15 protein-coding genes are annotated in these 18817 nt (G+C 73.4%); 6 read left to right on the top strand and 9 right to left on the bottom strand.

Going from position 1 to position 18817, the window contains the following annotated elements:
- Positions 1-27 precede the first annotated feature (27 nt).
- Entirely contained in the window at positions 28-1971 is a 1944-nt protein-coding gene (locus BN6_RS08210) for an Hsp70 family protein (protein ID WP_015099107.1), read from the bottom strand.
- Positions 1972-2227: 256 nt separating this feature from the next.
- On the opposite strand from BN6_RS08210, the gene BN6_RS08205 reads away from it, so the two are divergent.
- A complete protein-coding gene (locus BN6_RS08205) occupies positions 2228-6787 on the top strand; it encodes an ATP-dependent helicase (protein WP_015099106.1) in 4560 nt (1519 codons plus the stop codon).
- 313 nt (positions 6788-7100) lie between these two features.
- Here BN6_RS08205 and BN6_RS08200 read toward each other — a convergent pair whose 3' ends face one another.
- Positions 7101-8096, bottom strand: coding sequence for a 1-aminocyclopropane-1-carboxylate deaminase (locus BN6_RS08200; RefSeq protein ID WP_015099105.1), 996 nt, complete (start codon positions 8094-8096; stop codon positions 7101-7103).
- A 2-nt stretch (positions 8097-8098) separates the two neighbouring features.
- On the bottom strand, positions 8099-8737 hold the full coding sequence (locus BN6_RS08195) for a GntR family transcriptional regulator (RefSeq protein WP_015099104.1): 639 nt from the start codon (positions 8735-8737) through the stop codon (positions 8099-8101).
- A 147-nt stretch (positions 8738-8884) separates the two neighbouring features.
- Here BN6_RS08195 and BN6_RS08190 point away from each other — a divergent pair, with 147 nt between their 5' ends.
- Both BN6_RS08190 and BN6_RS08185 read left to right on the top strand, forming a co-directional pair.
- Positions 8885-9946 carry a helix-turn-helix transcriptional regulator gene (locus tag BN6_RS08190; RefSeq protein WP_231905136.1) on the top strand — a complete coding sequence of 354 codons (1062 nt, stop codon included), beginning with the start codon at positions 8885-8887 and terminating at the stop codon, positions 9944-9946.
- Between the two features lie 198 nt (positions 9947-10144).
- Positions 10145-10630, top strand: coding sequence for a hypothetical protein (locus BN6_RS08185; protein ID WP_148302773.1), 486 nt, complete (start codon positions 10145-10147; stop codon positions 10628-10630).
- 88 nt (positions 10631-10718) lie between these two features.
- Here the strand turns inward: BN6_RS08185 and BN6_RS46525 are convergent, their stop codons facing one another.
- Both BN6_RS46525 and BN6_RS08175 read right to left on the bottom strand, forming a co-directional pair.
- Positions 10719-11186, bottom strand: a complete 468-nt coding sequence (locus tag BN6_RS46525) for a hypothetical protein (RefSeq protein WP_015099101.1) — start codon at positions 11184-11186, stop codon at positions 10719-10721.
- 94 nt (positions 11187-11280) lie between these two features.
- Complete coding sequence (locus tag BN6_RS08175) at positions 11281-11991, bottom strand: VOC family protein (RefSeq protein WP_015099100.1); 711 nt, start codon at positions 11989-11991, stop codon at positions 11281-11283.
- A gap of 24 nt (positions 11992-12015) precedes the next feature.
- On the opposite strand from BN6_RS08175, the gene BN6_RS08170 reads away from it, so the two are divergent.
- Entirely contained in the window at positions 12016-13593 is a 1578-nt protein-coding gene (locus BN6_RS08170; protein ID WP_015099099.1) for an alkaline phosphatase D family protein, read from the top strand.
- Here the strand turns inward: BN6_RS08170 and BN6_RS08165 are convergent, their stop codons facing one another.
- On the bottom strand, positions 13594-14355 hold the full coding sequence (locus BN6_RS08165; protein WP_015099098.1) for a maleylpyruvate isomerase family mycothiol-dependent enzyme: 762 nt from the start codon (positions 14353-14355) through the stop codon (positions 13594-13596).
- The gene (locus BN6_RS08160; protein WP_015099097.1) at positions 14352-14777 is read right to left on the bottom strand and encodes an SAV_6107 family HEPN domain-containing protein; all 426 of its coding nucleotides are present in this window, start codon (positions 14775-14777) and stop codon (positions 14352-14354) included. The genes BN6_RS08165 and BN6_RS08160 overlap by 4 nt, the downstream gene beginning before the upstream one ends.
- A gap of 181 nt (positions 14778-14958) precedes the next feature.
- Here BN6_RS08160 and BN6_RS08155 point away from each other — a divergent pair, with 181 nt between their 5' ends.
- Both BN6_RS08155 and BN6_RS08150 read left to right on the top strand, forming a co-directional pair.
- Positions 14959-15459 (top strand): YbaK/EbsC family protein, encoded by a 501-nt coding sequence (locus tag BN6_RS08155; protein ID WP_041312273.1) that lies wholly within the window; start codon positions 14959-14961, stop codon positions 15457-15459.
- A complete protein-coding gene (locus tag BN6_RS08150) occupies positions 15456-16016 on the top strand; it encodes a GNAT family N-acetyltransferase (protein WP_015099095.1) in 561 nt (186 codons plus the stop codon). Before BN6_RS08155 ends, BN6_RS08150 begins: the two co-directional genes overlap by 4 nt.
- Positions 16017-16359: 343 nt before the next feature.
- On the opposite strand, the gene BN6_RS08145 is transcribed toward BN6_RS08150, so the two are convergent.
- Together BN6_RS08145 and BN6_RS08140 are read right to left on the bottom strand one after the other, a co-directional pair.
- A complete protein-coding gene (locus tag BN6_RS08145) occupies positions 16360-16989 on the bottom strand; it encodes a CHAP domain-containing protein (RefSeq protein ID WP_015099094.1) in 630 nt (209 codons plus the stop codon).
- Between the two features lie 99 nt (positions 16990-17088).
- The gene (locus tag BN6_RS08140) at positions 17089-18768 is read right to left on the bottom strand and encodes a DUF885 domain-containing protein (RefSeq protein ID WP_015099093.1); all 1680 of its coding nucleotides are present in this window, start codon (positions 18766-18768) and stop codon (positions 17089-17091) included.
- Between the last annotated feature and the right edge of the window lie 49 nt (positions 18769-18817).

The following is an 18817-nucleotide window of genomic DNA, read 5'->3' as shown; positions in this document are numbered from 1 at the left end:
ATGGCGCAGGCACAGCCTCCGCAAGGGTCAGGTGCCCGGCTGGACGGTGTTCTCGAAGAAGGTCGCGACGGTGTCCGCCGTCAGGTCGCCGCCACCGCTCTTGGTCACGATGCCGAGCAACGGCCGGTCGTCGGCCGTGAACGCGAGCAGCCCCACGCCACCGTCGGCGGCGGCCCGGTACTTGCCCTTGAGGCCGTTGCCCGCCCACTCCGCTTCGACCATGTCCGTCTTCAACGAGCGGACCACGGCGTCCGCGCCCTGCTGCGCGCCCGTGACGGTCTCGGTGAGGATGTACTGGACCGAGTAGTCGTCCTGGATCGCGCAGCTCACCACGGTGCCCTTGATGGCGCTGATGCCCGACACGCCGGCCGCGCCGCCCGCCTTGCACGTGCTCGTGTCCGGCACCTTGCCCGCAAGCTGCCGCAGGCACTGCGTGAAGCCCTGCGGGTCCTTGTCCATCTCCGTCTTGCACTCCTGCGCGGTGGGCACGCCCGAGCCGCTGAACGCGAACAAGCCGCCCACGACGGCCAGCACCACCACCACGGCCGCCCCGGCCGCGATGAGCACGTTCTTGTTGGGCTTCTTCTTCGGCGGCGGCTGCGCGCGCGTGACGCTCGGGAAGTTGAACTGCTGCGGCCCCGTCTGCGGGTAGTTCACCTGGTACGGGCCGCTGACCGCGGGATTGACCTGGTAGGGGCCGCTCATCGCCGGGTTGACCTGGTAAGGGCCGCTCACCGCCGGGTTCACCGGGTAGGCACCGCTGATCGCCGGGTTCACCGGGTAGGGGCCGCTGGCGGTCGGGTTCGGCGGGTACGGCGCGGTCGCCACCGGGTTCGGGCCGGTCACCGGCTTGGTGACCACGGTGGCCGGCTCGTTGGTCATCTTGACCGGGCGCTGGTCCGTACGCGGCGTCACGCCGTCCTTGGGCACGTGGTGCGCGCCCAGCGCGACCGCCGTCTCCGGCTGGTCCAGGCTGGTCGGCACGACCCGCACCTGCTCCGCGATCATGGTCGCCACCAGCGGGATCCGGCTGGAACCGCCCACCAGGTAGATGCCCGCGAGCTGGTTGGGCGCCATCCCGGTGGACCGGATCGTCGAGGCCAGCAGCTCCGCGCTGCGCAGCATGCTCGGCCGGACCAGCGCCTCCAGGTCGGACCGGTTGACCAGGACGTCCTCGAACGGCTCCGGCATCGGGACCTCGGTGTGCGCGTGCCGCGACAACGACTCCTTGGCCGCCTTGACGTCCTCCTGCAACGCACGCCGCGCACGGCGGTCCGCGGTCGACTCGGGGCGCAGCAGCCGCTGCCAGACCGCCGGGTCGCGGTGCGACACCTGACGTCCCACGTGCTCCAGCAGCGCCTGGTCCACGTCCAGACCACCGAGGTCCGGCAGACCGTCCTCGGCGAGGACGGTGAACCCGTTCTGGGTGGCGCCGACGATCGCCACGTCGAACGTGCCCGCGCCCAGGTCGTACACGGCCAACGCCTGACCGACCGACAACGAGGCGTAGTGCGACGCCGCCGCGACCGGCTCGGGCACGAGCACGACGTCCTTGGTCACGCCCGCCAGCCGGGCCGCCGTCACCAGCACGTTGCGCCTGGTCGGCCCCCACTGGGCGGGGTGGGTCAGCCGGATCTCGTCCAGCGACTCGCCGCCGAGCTGGCGGGTGGTCTCCTCCAGCACGCGGCGCAGCACGGCGGCCAGCGCGTCGGCGACCGGGACGACGTTGTCGCCGAGCAGCAGCGTCCCGTCGTCCACCCGGCGCTTGGGGTTGGGCTCGAACCGCGACGGGTCCAGCCGCGCCCGCCGCTCGGCGTCCCGCCCGACGACCAGCGAGCCGTCCTCTTCGCAGTACACGGCCGAGGGCATGGTGGCGGACCCGTCCACCTCGACGACCCTGGGCGGGCGCCCGTGCGCGGCGAGCACCGCAACGGTGTTGGAAGTGCCCAGGTCAACGGACAGGACGCGCACAGTCACCCCTTACACGTACGAACCGGGGAGATCCTGTCACAAGCCCCCACCACCCGAGGCCGCGTCAGTAGTTCGTGACTAATTTCTCCCCTCACCCCCGCTCCCCGCTCCCCTGTCTCTTGCTCCCCCTCAACCCCTCAACCCCTCCACCCAACTCAGCCACCGCGCGAGGCCGCGACTTCCAGGCGGCCGAGCCCGAGCCGCCGAAGGCGGCTCAAATCCCACACTGTCGTACCTCCGGTTCACACTGGTCGGCATGGATGCACTGGCAGCTTTCTCTCCCGCGACCCGGCAGTGGTTCGCCGGGGCTTTCGCCGCGCCGACGGCGGCGCAGGCGGGCGCGTGGGAGGCGGCTGCCGCCGGGGAGCACGCGCTGGTCATCGCGCCGACCGGGTCGGGCAAGACGCTGGCCGCGTTCCTCTGGGCGCTGGACCGGCTGGCGTCGGAGCCGCCGCCGGAAGAGCCGCGGCACCGCTGCCGGGTCCTCTACGTGTCGCCGCTGAAGGCCCTGGCAGTGGACGTGGAGCGCAACCTGCGCGCTCCCCTGGCCGGGATCAGGCAGGCATCGCACCGGCTGGGGCTGCCGGAACCGTCGATCTCGGTCGGGATGCGCACCGGTGACACCCCGGCCGACGAGCGCCGCGCGTTCCTCCGCAAACCGCCGGACGTGCTGGTCACGACGCCGGAGTCGCTGTTCCTCATCCTCACGTCGTCGGCGCGCGAGTCGCTGCGCGGCGTGCGGACGGTGATCGTGGACGAGGTGCACGCGGTGGCGGGCACCAAGCGCGGCGCGCACCTGGCGCTGTCGTTGGAGCGGCTGGACGCGCTGCTGGAGCGGCCGGCCCAGCGGATCGGCCTGTCCGCGACGGTCCGCCCGGTCGAGGAGGTGGGCGCGTTCCTGGCCGGCGGGCGTCCGGTGGAGGTCGTGCAGCCCGCGAGCGCGAAGACGATCGAGGTCCGGGTGGAGGTGCCGGTCGAGGACATGTCCGCGCTCGGCGAGCCGACCGGCGAGGTCAGCGGGTCGGCGTCGGGTGCCGAGCAGCGGGCGTCGATCTGGCCGGCGGTGGAGCAGCGGGTGCTGGAGCTGGTCCGCGCGCACCGGTCCACGATCGTGTTCGCCAACTCGCGCCGGCTGGCCGAACGGCTCACCGCCAAGCTCAACGAGCTGGCGGAGGAGGCCGCGCAGGAGGCCGCGCCGGATCCCGACCGGTTCCCGGCCGAGGCGATCGGCCAGTCCGGTTTCACCACCCAGGCCACGCCGGTGATCGCCCGCGCGCACCACGGCTCGATGTCGCGCGAGCAGCGGACGGTGGTGGAGGAGGAGCTGAAGTCCGGGCGGCTGCCGTGCGTGGTGGCGACCTCGTCGCTCGAACTGGGCATCGACATGGGCGCGGTCGACCTGGTGGTGCAGGTGGAGGCACCGCCGACGGTCGCGTCCGGGTTGCAGCGCGTCGGCCGGGCCGGGCACCAGGTGGGCGCGGTGTCGCGCGGGGTGATGTTCCCGAAGTTCCGGGGCGACCTGGTGTCGTGCGCGGTGGTCGCCGAGCGGATGCGGGACGGCGCGATCGAGGCTGTGCGGTACCCGCGCAACCCGCTGGACGTGCTGGCGCAGCACGTCGTGGCGATGGTGGCGATGGAGCCGTGGCCGGTGGAGGAGCTGGCCGGGCTGGTGCGGCGGGCCGCGCCGTTCGCGGCGCTGCCCGAGTCGGCGCTGCGGGCGGTGCTGGACATGCTGGCCGGCCGGTACCCGAGCGAGGACTTCGGCGAGCTGCGGCCCCGCATCACGTGGGACCGGGTGAACGGCGAGCTGCGCGGCCGGCCGGGGTCGCAGCGGCTGGCGGTGACCTCCGGCGGCACGATCCCCGACCGCGGGCTGTTCACCGTGATGACCCCGGCGGCGGAGAACGGCCCCGGCTCGCGGGTGGGCGAGCTGGACGAGGAGATGGTCTACGAGTCGCGGGTGGGCGACACGTTCCTGCTGGGCACCTCGTCGTGGCGGGTCCAGGACATCACCCACGACCGGGTGATCGTGGTGCCCGCGCCCGGTCAGCCGGCGCGGATGCCGTTCTGGAAGGGCGACGCGCCGGGGCGTCCGCTGGAGCTGGGGCGGGCGCTGGGGAAGTTCCTGCGCGAGGTGTCCACGATGGACCCGGCGAGTGCGGCGGAGCGGGCGGCCGGCGCGGGGCTGGACGGGTGGGCGACGTCGAACCTGCTGGCGTACCTGGGTGAGCAGCGCGAGGCCACCCGGCACGTGCCCGACGACCGGACCGTGCTGGTGGAGCGGTTCCGCGACGAGCTGGGCGACTGGCGGCTGGTGGTGCACTCGCCGTTCGGGGCGCAGGTGAACGCGCCGTGGGCGCTGGCCATCACGGCCCGGCTGCGCGAGCGGCGCGGGATCGAGGCGCAGGCGGCGCACTCCGACGACGGGATCGTGGTGCGGCTGCCGGACGCCGTCGACCTGGACGGCGCGCAGGTCGTGGCGGGCGCGGACGACGTGCTGCTGGACCCGGAGGAGGTCGACCAGATCGTGGTCGCCGAGGTGGGCGGCTCGGCGCTGTTCGCGGCCCGGTTCCGGGAGTGCGCGGCCCGGTCGCTGCTGCTGCCGCGGCGTGACCCGAGGCGGCGGACCCCGTTGTGGCAGCAGCGGCAGCGCTCGGCGCAGCTGCTGTCGGTGGCGGCGAAGTACGAGAGCTTCCCGGTGGTGTTGGAGGCGATGCGCGAGGTCCTCCAAGACGTGTACGACGTGCCCGGCCTGCGCGAGCTGATGACCGACGTGCGGGCCCGGCGGGTGCGCGTGGTGGAGGTGGAGACGCCCTCGCCGTCGCCGTTCGCGCGCAGCCTGCTGTTCGGGTACGTCGGGATGTTCCTCTACGACATGGACGCGCCGCTGGCGGAACGGCGCGCGGCGGCCCTCTCGCTGGACTCGGCGCTGCTCGCGGAGCTGCTGGGGTCGGAGGCGATCCGGGAGCTGCTCGACCCGGAGGTGGTCGAGGAGGTCGAGCGCACCCTGCAACGCCTCGTCCTGGACCGGCACGCGCGCGACGCCGAGGGCGCGGCCGACCTGCTGCGGTTCCTGGGCGACCTGTCCGAGGCGGAGGCGCTGGAGCGCGGTATCCGGCCGGAGTGGCTGGCCGAGCTGGTGGCGCAGCGGCGGGCGCTGCGGGTGCGGATCGCGGGCGACGAGCGGGTGATCGCGATCGAGGACGCGGGCCGGGTGCGCGACGCGCTGGGCGTGGCGCTGCCGGTGGGCGTGCCGGAGGCGTTCACCGAGCCGGTGGCGGACCCGCTGGGCGACCTGCTGTCCCGGTACGCGCGAACGCACGGGCCGTTCCCGGCGGCGGAGGCCGCGGAGCGGTTCGGGCTGGGCGTCGCGGTGGTCACCGGGGTGCTGGAGCGGATGGCGGGCGCGGGGCGGCTGGTGCGCGGCGAGCTGCGCCCCGGCGGCACCCACACCGAGTACTGCGACGCGGAGGTGCTGCGCAGGCTGCGGCGGGCGTCGCTGGCCCGGTTGCGCGCCGAGGTCGAGCCGGTGGAACCGGCCGCGCTGGGCCGGTTCCTGCCGAGCTGGCACGGCGTGGGCCGGCGGCTGCGGGCCGCGCCGACCGTGGACGACGTGTACTCGGTGGTGGAGCAGTTGGCGGGCGCGCCGCTGCCCGCGAGCGCGGTGGAGTCGCTGCTGCTGCCCGCCCGGCTGCCCGGCTACTCGCCGGCGCTGCTGGACGAGCTGACCGCGTCCGGCGAGGTGACGTGGACCGGCTGCGGCGCGCTGGCGGGCGGTGACGGCTGGATCGCCCTGGCCCCGACGGACGTGGCCGACCTGCTGCTGCCGGACCTGGTGCCCGAGGCGATCCCGGAGTCGTCCCTGCACACGGCCGTGGTCGAGGCGCTGGCCGGCGGCGCGCTGTTCTTCCGCCAGGTGGTCGACCGGGTGTCGTTGCAGGGGCCGACGACCGACGGCGAGGTGGTCGGCGCGCTGTGGGACCTGGTGTGGGCGGGCGTGGTCACCAACGACACCCTGTCGCCGCTGCGGGCGCTGGTCGCGGGCGGCGGCACCGCGCACAAGCCGCGCCGAACAGCCCCGAGGGGCCGCTACGCCCGGATGCGCGCGGGCCGGCCGGACCTGCCCAGCCGCACCGGCCCGCCCACCGTCGCCGGGCGCTGGTCGCTGGCCGTGGTGCCCGCCACCGAGCCGACCAGGCGCGCCCACGCGCGGGCCGAGGCGTTCCTGGAGCGCCACGGCGTGCTCACCAGGGGCGCGCTGGACACCGAACGGGTGACCGGCGGGTTCAGCGGCGTGTACCGGGTGCTGCGGGCGATGGAGGAGTCGGGCCAGGTGGTGCGCGGCTACGTGGTCGAGGGCCTGGGTGCGGCCCAGTTCGCGGCGAAGGGTGCGGTGGACCGCCTGCGCGCCCTGTCCCGACCACCCGGTCAGGACCACGAGGGCACCCCGCAGGCGGTCGTCCTGGCCGCCGCCGACCCGGCCCAGCCCTACGGCGCGGCGCTGCCGTGGCCGGACCAGCCGGGCGGTGCCAAGCACCGGCCGGGCCGCAAGTCCGGCGCGCTGACCGTGCTGGTGGACGGCGCGGCCACGCTGTACGTGGAGCGCGGTGGGCGTTCGCTGCTGTCGTTCACCGAGGAGGAAGCCGTCCTGCGCGCCGCCGCGCAGGCGCTGAGCCGAGCGGTGCGCGATGGCTGGCTGGGCCAGCTCGCGGTGCAACGAGCCGACGGGGAGGTGGCACTGGGCTCCCGGCTGGCCGGCATCCTCCAGGAAGCAGGCTTCCGCGCCACCCCGAAAGGCCTGCGCCTACGAGCCTGATCCCACAACCCCCGCCGCTACCACCGCACGGCCAACCACCGCACACCCCGCACCGCACGATCCCGCGCCGACAGCCGCACGGCCGACCCACGACCGACAGATTCCGGGTCCGCCGCTACCACCGCGACCTCGGGCACTGCTCGGCCGCAAGTACCGGGGATTCAGGTGCCGATGCGACCGCGAGCACGGCGGCGGGTGCCGGGGCGCCCCGGGGGCGGGGCGAGCGCGTGCCGGTGCGGCCGCCAGCACGGCGGCGGGTGCCGGTGGCGGGGCAAGTGCCGGTGCGGCCACGGGGCGAGGGGCGGATCGTAGGTCAGTGGAAGAGGGTGCTGTAGGCGTTGAGGGCGGGTTGGCCGCCCAGGTGGGCGTAGAGGACCGTGGAGTCGCGGGGGATTTCGCCCGTCGAGACCAGTTCCACCAGGCCCGCCAACGACTTCCCCTCGTACACCGGGTCGGTGATCATGCCTTCCAGGCGGGCTCCGAGCTTCATCGCCTCCACTGTGGACTCGCCCGGCACGCCGTAGATGCCTTCGTGGAAGCGTTCGTCCAGCAGCACGTCCTCGTTCCGCACCTCGACGTCGAGCAGCTTCCCGGTCGCCTTGGCGATGCGGGTGATCTGCGCGCGGGTGTCGTCCGGCTCGGCCGACGCGTCGATGCCGACGATCCGCCGGTCGCCGCCCGCGAACCCGGCGACCATCCCGGCCTGGGTGCTGCCGGTCACCGAGCACACCACGACGGTGTCGAACCGCACGCCCAGCTCGACTTCCTGCCGTCGCACCTCCGCCGCCCAGCCCGCGAAACCCAGGCCGCCCAGCGGGTGGTCCGACGCTCCCGCCGGGATCGGGTACGGGGTCCCGCCCGCCGCCCGAACGTCCTCGATCGCCTGTTCCCACGCGGGTTTCACGCCGATGCCGAAGCCCTCCCGCACCAACCGGACGTCGGCGCCCATGAGCCGGCTGAGCAGGATGTTGCCGACCCGGTCGTACACCGCGTCCGGCCAGTCCACCCAGCTCTCCTGCACCAGCACGCACTTCAGCCCGGCCCGCGCCGCCGCCGCGGCGACCTGGCGGGTGTGGTTGGACTGCACGCCGCCGATCGACACCAGCGTGTCGCAGCCGGTGGCCAGCGCGTCCGCCACGAGGTACTCCAGCTTGCGGGTCTTGTTGCCGCCGTAGGCCAACCCGGAGTTGCAGTCCTCCCGCTTCGCCCACACCGCGGCACCGCCGAGGTGCTGGGTGAGGCGTTCCAGCGGGTGCACCGGAGACGGGCCGAAGGTCAGCGGATACCGCGCGAAATCACCCAGTGCCATGGTCAGTGCTCCTCCAGCAGTTCGGCCAGCGTCGCCCAGTTCCGCTCGACCAGCCGCGCCGCGCCCTCGGCGTCCCCGGCCGCGCACGCGGCGATGATCTCGTCGTGCATCGCCACCGAGTGCCGTCCGGGCGGCGCGGCGAACCGCAGCCGCTCCAGCCGCCGCACCAGCGGGGTGTAACGCTCGATCGTGGCGATGACGGCGAAGTTCCCGCTCCCCCGCACCGCCACGTCGTGGAACTCGTCGTCCGCGGCGAGCGCGGCGGCGACGTCACCGGCGGCCAGCGCGGTCGCGAACCGGCCGTTGGCCGCACGCATCGCCGTGAGGTCCGCCGCACCCATCTTCGGCACGGCGAGCCGCGCGGCGAGGGCGTGCATGGCCTGGATGACGGCGTGCGCGTCGCGGACCGGCGCGGTGTCGAGCGGGGTGACGCGCGTGTAGCTGTGCGGCTTCGACTCGACCAGGCCTTCGTCGGTCAGCCGCGCCAGCGCTTCCCGTACCGGCGTCCGCGACAGGCCGAGCCGTTCGGCGAGTTCGACGTCCTTGACGGGCGCGCCGGGCGCGAGGTCACCGTCCAGGATCGCCGCGCGGATCGCGCTCAACGCCTGGTCCCGGTACAGCGCCCGACTAATATATTGCATACCGGACCCTAGCGCGGTTCCGCCCACCTGCACCAGCCCCACGGCCGCTCCTGCCTCAAGTCACCGCCAGCTGCCGCAAGGGCGTGTCGTACCCCGAGCGAGTGGTCTTCTGGTGTGGGCGGCGGGCAGCGGGCCAGACTCGGTCATGTGACTCGGTCGGGGGATCGGCTGCTGCGTGAACTGGCCTTGGTGGCGGGGCAGCGGGTGAGCGTGGAGGAGTTGGGCGAGGAGGTCTCGCGGGCCGTCGCCCCGGTGGTGGCCCACGACGGGGTGCGGCTCGACGGCACCGCGCCTTCGGCGGCGGAGGGCACCGTGCCCCTCGGGTTCCAGCACGGGTACGAGGCCGATTTCGCGCGGGCGTGGGCGATGCGCTGCGTCGAGGGGCACGATCCGTTGCGCTGGGCGGTGTTGGCGCGGCAGCAGGTTCCGGTGGGGGTGATCGGCGCGGGGGTGATCGGCGCGGGCGGGGGTCCGGTACTCGACCGGTCCGCGCGGCGGCTGTTCGCCGAGCACGGGGTCGGCTCCGAGTTGCGGCTGCTCCTGCGCGACGCGCACGGCGTGTGGGGAGCGCTGAGCCTGCTGCGGGTACGGGGCAGCAGGGCGTTCGACGCCGACGACGTGCGCCGGGCGGCGGACGTGGGGCCGGCGTTGATCGCCGCGCTGCGCCGCTACGTCACCGGCGGCCCGCTGACCTCGCCCGGACCGGCGCAGCCACCGGCTGTGGTCCTGGTCGGCCCCGACGACAAGGTGCGCGCGGCCACGCCCGACGCCCGCCGGTGGCAGCCGCGCGGTGACGGGCACCGGCAGAAGTGGGTCGCGGAGGTCTTCTTCGCCGCGCTCGCGGCCCAGGCGCGCCGGCACGCCCGCGACCCCCGCACGCCGGCCGCCCTGGTGCACGGGCCCGCCGCCACCTTCGGCCGGTGGGTCGCCTTCCACGCGCAGCCCATCGGGCCGGAGGGCTCGGGCGACGTCGCGGTGGTCCTCCAAGCGGCCTCCGGCACGCGCCTGCTCCCGGTCTTCTCCGACTGGTACGGCCTGACCGCCCGGGAACGCCAGGTCGTCACCGAACTCCTCGACGGGGCGGTGCCCAAGCAGATCGCCCGCCGCCTCGACGTCTCGGTGCACACCGTCAACGACCACTTCAAGTCGATCTTCCGCAAGACCGACGCCGACGGCCGCCACGAACTCGTCACCGCGCTGTCCGGCTGAGCAGGACCGACAGCTGAGCAAGACCGACCGGCCGAGCAGGACCGACCGGTGGGGGCCATCCCCAAATCCGGGGATGTCGGGTGGGCTCGCCGCTCGCGATCGTGGACGGGTGACGGGAGCGGCCGGGTCAGGGGAGTCGATCCGGAGGTCCGCGCCCGTCGCCCGTGCTGGTACTGGACGTTCATCAGGGGGTACGAGGTGGGCAGGAAACTGTGGAAGCCGGTGTTGGGGAGTCTCCTGGCGCTGGGGCTGACGGTGTCCGGCGGCGGGATCGCGTCGGCGGGGGTCGGCGAGGCGAAGGTCTCCGGGCAGGACGCGGCCCTCACGAAGGTGCGGATCACGTTCCACACGTTGGACGACGACAAGGACCACGACACGTGCCTGGACGTGAACGTCACGGACAACACCGGGCGCCAGATCGGGCACCTGGACCAGGACTTCTGCCCGGACCAGTTCCCCGACGGCGACGTCGACGGCCCGTTCACGCTGACGCTCCTGGCCGGCGCGACGTGGGAGTCCATGCGCAACGGCCAGGTGACCGTGCGGGTGTCCCCCGACGGGAACGACCACTGGAACCTCGCGTTCTACACGGTGCTGTTGTTCTCCGACGGTGACCGGCGCAACGCGAACTACACCGGGCAGGCGAGCCACATCAACCGGGAGGTGCACGCCGAGGTCGTGTGAGCCGCTCGACCACGGGCAGCAGGGGGCCGCTCGGCGATCGTGCCGAGCGGCCCCCGCGGCTCCGGTCAGCGGCGGTCGGTGTTGCCGGTCAGCCGCAGTCGGTGTTGATGGACCTGACGGGCTGCCCGTTCAACTCGGCCAGCGAGATGACGTGGAGCGGGTAGCCGTACTCCACGGTCTGGTTGTCGCCGTCGTAGTGGGGCTTGTCGAAGAGGTCGGCGATGCAGGACAGCCCCTCGGGCAGTCCGGGCAGCTTCGCGGAGCGGGGTCGGATGGACTCGGCGATGAGGTCCTCGTTGACGGTGTCGACCGTGCCCGTTTCCTCGTCGACGGTCACCGTGCGTTTGAACAGGATCTTCCCGGTCTGGTGGGGGCGTGCGTACAGGCAGAAGTCCCGCTCGCCGCACCGGGTCGCGGCCTGCGCCTGGTCGGGCGTGGACGCCCCTTCGGCGGCGGCTCGGCCGGTGGTGGCCGTGAGGCCGGTGGTCGCGAGGGTGGCGGCGACGAGGGCGGTCAGCGCCAGGGCGGCGGTGCGGAGACGAGTCGGTCCGGACACGGTTTCCTCCCAAGGATGTGACTCTCAGCATTTGGCTGAGCACCGAAGGTAACCTCGGGGTCGAGTCGCCGCGACCGGACACTCCGGGGCCGGGTCAACGGGGTGTGAGGACGCAGAACTCGTTGCCCTCCGGGTCGGCCAGCACCACCCACGGCACGACGGACTGGCCGACGTCCGCCCGCACCGCGCCGCACGCCTCCAGCCGCGCCACCTCCAGCACCAGGTCCCCGTCCGGCGGCGGCGCGACGTCGAGGTGCAGCCGGTTCTTGACGACCTTCGGCTCGGTGACCTGGACGAACTCCAGCCAGAACCCGTCCTCCCGGCGCAGCGACGCGAACCCAGGGCCCTGCCGCGTCACCGGCAGCCCGGTGGCGTGCGACCAGAACCCGGCCAGCGCGACGGGGTCCGCCGCGTTGACCACCACCGCCGCGACCGGCCCGATCCCGAGGTACTCGTCCCGGGGTTCCAGCACGCAGAACTCGTTGCCCGCCGGGTCCGCCAACACCTCCCACGGCACAGCCCCCTGCCCGATGTCCACCGGCACCGCGCCCCGCTCACGGGCCCGCGCCGGCAGCCGCTCCCGGTGCTGCGGCGACGTCGTCACCAGGTCCAGGTGCAGCCGGTTCGGCACGACCTTCGGCTCCGCGACGGGCACGAACACCAGGTTCGCCGACCCGTCCAGCGCCACCACCACCGCGTCGGCGGTCCGGTCGACCACCGGGCGCTCCAGCAACCCCGACCAGAACTCCGCCGACTCGGCCGGGTCGGCGGAGTCCACCACGACATCGGTCAACCTCGTTGTCATGGTCCGAAGGTAACGTCTGCGCCCATGGCGCAATTGGTGCTCGGTCCGGTGCTGCGGCACGTCGACGAGACGTCGGCCACGATCTGGGTGGAGACCGACGCGGCCTGCGAGGTCACCGTGGCGGGGCACCGCGCGGCGACGTTCCGGGTGGCGGAACAGCACTTCGCGCTGGTCGTCGTGGAAGGGCTCACGCCCGGCACGTCCACGCCCTACGACGTGCGGCTGGACGACCGGGTGGTCTGGCCGGAGCCGGACTACGCCTTCCCCGCGCCGAGGATCCGCACCGGGGGCGTGCGGCGGATCGTGTTCGGGTCGTGCCGCGCGGCCAAGGGCGGCGCCGAGACCGACCGGCTGGGGCCGGACGCGCTGGACGCGTTCGCCACCCGGATGAAGGACTGGCCCGAGGACCGCTGGCCGGGGGCGCTGCTGCTGCTGGGCGACCAGGTGTACGCGGACGAGCCGACGCCGCAGGTCCGGGAATGGCTGGCGCGGCGGCGGCCCGAGCCGGAGGGCGAGGTGGTGTCGTTCCGCGAGTACGCCGAGCTCTACCACGAGTCGTGGGCCGACCCGGAGATCCGCTGGCTGATGTCGGTGCTGCCGACCTCGATGATCTTCGACGACCACGACATCCGGGACGACTGGAACACCTCCGGGACGTGGCGCGCGGAGATGGCGGACAAGCCCTGGTGGCGGGAGCGGATCCGGGCCGGGCTGGCCTCGTACTGGGTGTACCAGCACATCGGCAACCTGGGGCCCGCCGAACTCGCCGACAGCGAGCTGTTCACGGCCGTGCGGGAGGCCGGCGGCGAGGACGTGCGGCAGCTGCTGGAGGACTTCGCCGAGCAGGCCGACCGCGAGGCGGAGGGCCGCAAGTCGACCCGCTGGAGCTACCGGCGGGACTTCGGCCGGGTGCGGTTGCTGGTCATCGACACCCGCAGCGGCCGGATCCTGGACGGACCGGAGCGGCTGATGGTGGGCGACGAGGAGTTCGACTGGATCGAGCGCAACGCCGAGGGTGACGTCGACCACCTGCTGATCGGCTCGTCGCTGCCGTGGCTGATGCCGCACGCGCTGAGCCACTTCCAGTCCCTCAACGAACGCCAGGCGGCCCGTCCCGGTTGGCGTGGCCGGCTCGGCGAGAAGATCCGCCAGGTGGGCGACCTGGAGCACTGGCCGGCGTTCCGGGCGTCGTTCGAGCGGCTCGCGCGGCTGCTGCACCGGCTGGGCGGCGCGGCGGACGCGCCGGGCACCATCTGCGTGCTCTCCGGCGACGTCCACCACAGCTACGCGGCGCGCGCCGAGTTCGCCGAGCCGACGAAGTCCCAGGTGCTGCAACTGGTCTGCTCGCCGGTGCACAACGACCCGCCGAAGATCTTCCGCGTGGTGTTCCGGCTGTCGTGGTCGAAGCCGCTGGCGCGGGTGCTGCGGTTCTGGGCGGACCGGGCGGGCGTGTCGCCCGACCCGGTCTCGTGGCAGCGGGTCAGCGGACCGCACTTCGGCAACTCGGTGGCGGTCCTGGAGATCATCGGCCGCAACGCCCGCTACCGCCTGGAGACCGCCACCGACGACGGCCTGGTGGAGACCGCGAACCTCACCCTCTAGTCACTTGGTCGCCAACCGCAGCAACGCCCAGAGCTGCGCGATCGCGTCGTGGTCGCCGGTGGTCTCCACGTCGCGGTCCGGGATGCGGCCCCACAGCCAGCGGTAGACCAGCGCGGGCGGGCCGGTGACGTCCGCGTCGGCCGATTCCGCCTCCTCCGGCGAGGCCTGCCACGCGGTCGCGGGCTCCGGCCCGGTGCGGGCGATCCACACCCGGCGGCCGGTGCGGATCGCGACCGTGCTCTCCCGGGTGCCGCGCACGCCCAGCACGTCCAGGCGGTGGCCCAGCCACAGCGACAGCACCTCGTCCGCGCCGTCCTCGGCGACGTCGTCGGGCACCGGGTCCAGCGGCAGGCCGGCCGCCGACTGGACGTCCAGCCGGTGCACGGTCGCCTCGTGCGCGAGCCGCCGCGCCCAGAACCCGCAGGTGCGCTCGGCGGGCCACCACGTCTCGCACGGGTCGTCGGCGGCGCGTTCGGACAACGCGTCCACCAACGGCCCGACGCCGTCCCTCAGGTAGTCCGACAGCGTCTGGCCCGGCGCCGGGTCCTGTTGCCAGGCAACGGGTTGCCGCCCTTCGCGGACCCACGCCGCGACCATCCGGAACATGCTGCCGACGTGCCGCGTGGTCTCGCCCAGGTTCAACCCCGGGCACGCGGCCACCTGGCGCTCCGGTCGCTGCCCCTGCGCCGACGCCGCCAGCAACTCGGCCTCCGCCGCCACCACGTCGATCAGCCGGCCGTAGCCGACCAGTCCCCTGCTCACAGTCTGCCCTCGTACATGATCTCGTCGACCAGCTCGGTGAACTGCGCCGCTTGGCGCACCAGGTCGTCGGCACCCCGTCGGTCTACCTGCCGGGTGATGCCCGCCTGGACGGCCGCGCGGGTCGCGGAGCAGGACGCGAAGTACGCGGCCCACTCCCGCAGTTCCGGCGCGAGCGCGGGCAGCAGCACCCACACGCTGGTCGGCCTCGCCCGGCCCCGGTGCGGTCGGCCGCGCAGGGCCAGCACGGCCGCGGCGGCGCGCATCGCACCCAGGTAGGCGGTGGCGAACCGGTCGGCGGGCTCGGTCGCGCGCTCGGCTTCCCGGGCGCAGTCACGGGCCTGCGCGAGCAGGCTGACGGCCGACGCCGGAGGCAGCGGCAGCGGCACCCGGTGGGTGCTGGGGAAGTCGGTGGAAGTCGACATCGGCGGCCTCCTCGCGGCGTCGGGACAGCGACGACCGCCGCGGGGAGACGGCGGCACTTGGTGGTGGGGCGCTTCCCCCGCCCCACCACCAAGGCATAGCTCGAACAGATGTTCGAGCAGGCTCAGCGTAACCCGTGAACCCGGCACTCCTCAACCCGGCCGCACGTGGTCTCATGAACAGGTGAGCGCACTTGACCACCCCGGCATCCGCAAGGTGGCGGCGGCTTTGGCAGAGGCCGGCCACCCCGAGGCGGCGGACGGGATCCGCGTCCTGGCCGACGCCGTCCGCACCGCGGCCGAGGCCGCGCAGGCGGTGGACGTGCCCGTCGGCGCCATCGCCAACAGCCTGCTGTTCGCCGCCGTGCGCGGTGACGAGGTCGCCCCGCTGCTGGTGCTCACCTCCGGCGCGCACCGGGCGGACACCGACCTGCTGGCCGGACTCGCGGGCGCGGACCGGATCGACCGCGCCAAGCCGGACTTCGTGCGGGAGCACACCAGCCAGGTCATCGGCGGCGTGTCACCCCTGGGCCACCCGGCTCCCATCCAGACGTTCGTCGACGTCGACCTGGAGCAGTACGCGGTGGTGTGGGCCGCCGCCGGGCACCCGCACGCGGTGTTCCCGACGACCTGTGCGGGTCTGGTCGACCTGACCGGTGGCACCCCGGCGAAGGTCGCGCGATGACCGCCGCGCCGTCGCAGCGGCTGGTGGAGCTGTCCGCCCGGGAGCTCAACTCCCGGCTCGGCGAGGCGCTGGCGCTCTACGTCAACGCGATGAACTACCCGCCGGGCACGGCCGAGCAGCGCGCGCCGATGTGGTTGGCGCACATGCTGCGCGACGGCTGGCGGTGCGTGGTGGCGCTCGGCGAGGACGACGAGCTGATCGGCATCGGCTACGGCTACCGCGGCTCGGTGGGCCAGTGGTGGCACGAGCAGGTGCGGCACGGCCTGACCCTGGTCTCCGGGCCGAACTCGGTCGAGGAGTGGATGCGCGACTACTTCGAGCTGACCGAACTGCACGTCCTGCCGACCGAGCAGGGCCGCGGCATCGGCGAGGGCCTGCTGCGCAACCTGCTGGCGGGCGTTCCGACGTCCCGCGTGCTGCTGTCCACGCCGGAAGGGCCGAGCAAGGCATGGCGGCTCTACCGCCGGCTGGGCTTCGCCGACGTGCTGCGGCACTACCAGTTCACCGGCGACCCCCGACCGTTCGCCGTGCTGGGCCGCACCCTGCCGTTGGACTGACCTCCGCCGGTGGTGCGGGTGATCGCCGGGACGGGCGGATCGGCAAGACGTCGACCGAGCACGCGCACCGCCACACCGGGGACCGCGACGTGGATCGCCGCGAAGGAACCGGACCGCATCCCTGTTGCCGGAGCTGTTGGCGTCGGTCGTGGCGGACCCGCCGACGTTCGCGGACTCGGTGCGCGCACTGCACTCCCGCGCCCTGGCCGCGTCGGGACCGACAGCCTGCTGCCGCACCACATCCCGCAGCCTGCCGACGACCGAGCCGACACCTTGCGGGCGCGGATCGACAACGGGCGGCCGTTGTGGTCGACGGCCGCCCGTGGCGTGTGGAGCGGGAGAGCTAGAACGGTGAGACGAAGCCCGAGGCTTTGAGGCCGGGGCCGGCGTTCAGGTCCGAGAGCCTGCGCCACTTCGAGTACACGACCTTGTCGCTGACGTTGCCCTCGACCGTGCGGACGTGGGTCGCCTTCTGGCCGGTGGCGTCGTAGCTGACCTCCACGACGATGCCGACGTGCGCGACCATCGACGGGTAGTTGCCGTACACGACGGCGTCGCCCATCTCCACGTCACGGTCGGCCAGGGGCTTCCAGCGGCTGTTCTGCTGGCCCCACTTCTGCCAGTACGTCGCCCAGTGGCCCTGGTCGACGCCCGGCGCGCCTTCGGCGGGGCGCATCGACGGGCGTTGTGGCACACCGGCCTTGGTCCACGCCCAGTTCACGAACACGCCGCACCACTCCACGGGACGCCGGACGTCCTGGTCCACGTCCTGGTAGCGCTGCGGGTACCCGTTGGGGCCGTTCTCCTTCGCGCCGATCTGGCTGAACGCGTAGTCCACGATCTCCAGCCGGATCCGCCACTCGTCGGGCGCGTGTTCCTGCGCCTGCGCCGGTACCGCGCCGAGCACCGCGCCCAACACCAACGCGCCCGCGGCGGCGAGCGCCGTCGCCGAACGCCTGAGACGTCTGGCCATCCGTCCCCCCTCACACTCGTGCCCGCAGCATATGCAACAGAAACCCCGGTGACGACGCCGTGAAGCGGACTCACCGGGGCCTGTTCACCGCTTGGCCGTTCACAGTTCCGCGAGGCGCTCCCGCAGCGTGTCCAGCCCCATCGCACCCATCTCCAGCGCGTCCTTGTGGAAGGTCTTGAGGTCGAACGCCGCGCCGTGCCGGGCGCGCGCGTCGTCCCGGGCCGCCAGCCACAGCCGCTCGCCGAGCTTGTAGGACGGGGCCTGGCCGGGCCAGCCCAGGTAGCGGTCGATCTCGTCGTGCACGTGCGCCGGGTCGGTGATGGTGCGGGTGAGCATGAACTCCAGGCCCAGCTCCGGGGTCCAGCGCTCGCCGTCGTGGAAGCCCGCGCCCTTCGGGATCTCCAGCTCCAGGTGCATGCCGATGTCGATGATCACCCGGGCGGCGCGGAACAGGTGCGCGTCGAGCATGCCGAGCAGGTCGCCGTCGTCCTCCAGGTAACCCAGCTCGCGCATCAGGCGCTCGGCGTAGAGGGCCCAGCCCTCGCCGTGGCCGGACACCCAGCACATCATCCGCTGGAAGTTGTTCAGCTTCTCCGCCTGGTAGACGGCGGTGGCGACCTGCAGGTGGTGGCCGGGGACGCCCTCGTGGTAGACGGTGGTGACCTCGCGCCAGGTGGAGAACTCGGTCTTGTCCGCGGGCACCGACCACCACATCCGGCCGGGGCGGGCGAAGTCCGGGGTGGGGCCGGTGTAGTACGCGCCGACGCCGCCGCCGGGCGGTGCGATCCGGCACTCCAGCTTCATCAGCTCGTCGGGCAGCTCGAAGTGCACGTCGCGGACGTCGAGCAGGGCCTTGTCGGAGAGGTCCTGCATCCACGACTGGAGGCCGGCCTGGCCGCTGACCAGGTAGCGCGGGTTCGCGTCCAGCGCGGCGGCGGCCTCGGCGAGGGTCGCGCCCGGCTTGATCCGGTTCGCGACCTGCTTCATCTCGGTCTCGATGCGGGTGAACTCGGCCCAGCCCCACTCGTAGGCCTCGGCCAGGTCCAGCCGCGCGCCGGTGAAGTAGCGCGACCACAGGCGGTAGACGTCCTCGCCGACGGCGTCCTTCTTCGGCGCCTTGGGCGCGAGGTCCCCGCGCAGGAACGCGGCCAGGTCCGCGTACGCCTCGGCGGCGGCCTTCGCGCCGGCTTCGAGGTCGGTGCGCAGGGACGTGTCGACGTCGGCCTGCTCGATCAGCGTCGCGAAGTACGACTTGCCACCGGACCGGCCCGACCAGGTGTCGCACTGCTCGGCGACCTTGGCGACCTGCCGCAGCGCGGCGACCTTGCCCTTGTCGGCGGAGTGGGCCAGGCCCGCGCGCAGGTTCGCCACCGCCTCCGGCATGGCGGTGAGCCGCTTGGCGATCGTCGCCCAGTCCTCGGCGGTCGAGGTGGGCATCAGGTCGAACACCTCGCGCAGGCTCTGCACGGGACCCGCCAGCACGTTGAGCTCGCCCTCCCACAGGCCGGCCCGGTGGATCTCCACGTCCAGCCCGACCCGCTCCAGGAAGACGGACTTGGCGGCGGCCTCGCCGGCGTCGGCGGGCTCGGCGGCGGTGATGTCGGCCAGGGCGCGGGTGGCCAGTTCTTCGCGGGCGGCGTGGCCCTCGGGCGAGTAGTCGGTCAGCCGGTCGTCGTGGCCGGGCGTGCCGATGAACGTCGCGGTCAACGGGTCGGCCGCCGCGTAATCGGCCACGAACTGGTTGCTGATGCCGTGCACGCCGGCCGGAGAGGGTGACATGTCCGGCACGTTACCCGTGGGTCATGTACCTCCAACAGGTAATTAGCCA

The organism is Saccharothrix espanaensis DSM 44229 (genome assembly GCF_000328705.1).
Lineage (GTDB): Bacteria > Actinomycetota > Actinomycetes > Mycobacteriales > Pseudonocardiaceae > Actinosynnema > Actinosynnema espanaense.
Note: the sequence above shows the minus strand (reverse complement) of the source record. Positions and strands in the feature narration are given on the sequence as shown.

Bases quoted from the DNA above. Each gene is read 5' to 3' on its own strand.
- BN6_RS08140 (WP_015099093.1), bottom strand. From the start codon at position 18,768: ATGTCACCCTCTCCGGCCGGCGTGCACGGCATCAGCAACCAGTTCGTG.
- BN6_RS08200 (WP_015099105.1), bottom strand. From the start codon at position 8,096: ATGGCACTGGGTGATTTCGCGCGGTATCCGCTGACCTTCGGCCCGTCT.
- BN6_RS08195 (WP_015099104.1), bottom strand. From the start codon at position 8,737: ATGCAATATATTAGTCGGGCGCTGTACCGGGACCAGGCGTTGAGCGCG.
- BN6_RS08205 (WP_015099106.1), top strand. From the start codon at position 2,228: ATGGATGCACTGGCAGCTTTCTCTCCCGCGACCCGGCAGTGGTTCGCC.
- BN6_RS08170 (WP_015099099.1), top strand. From the start codon at position 12,016: ATGGCGCAATTGGTGCTCGGTCCGGTGCTGCGGCACGTCGACGAGACG.
- BN6_RS08160 (WP_015099097.1), bottom strand. From the start codon at position 14,777: ATGTCGACTTCCACCGACTTCCCCAGCACCCACCGGGTGCCGCTGCCG.
- BN6_RS08175 (WP_015099100.1), bottom strand. From the start codon at position 11,991: ATGACAACGAGGTTGACCGATGTCGTGGTGGACTCCGCCGACCCGGCC.
- BN6_RS08145 (WP_015099094.1), bottom strand. From the start codon at position 16,989: ATGGCCAGACGTCTCAGGCGTTCGGCGACGGCGCTCGCCGCCGCGGGC.
- BN6_RS08150 (WP_015099095.1), top strand. From the start codon at position 15,456: ATGACCGCCGCGCCGTCGCAGCGGCTGGTGGAGCTGTCCGCCCGGGAG.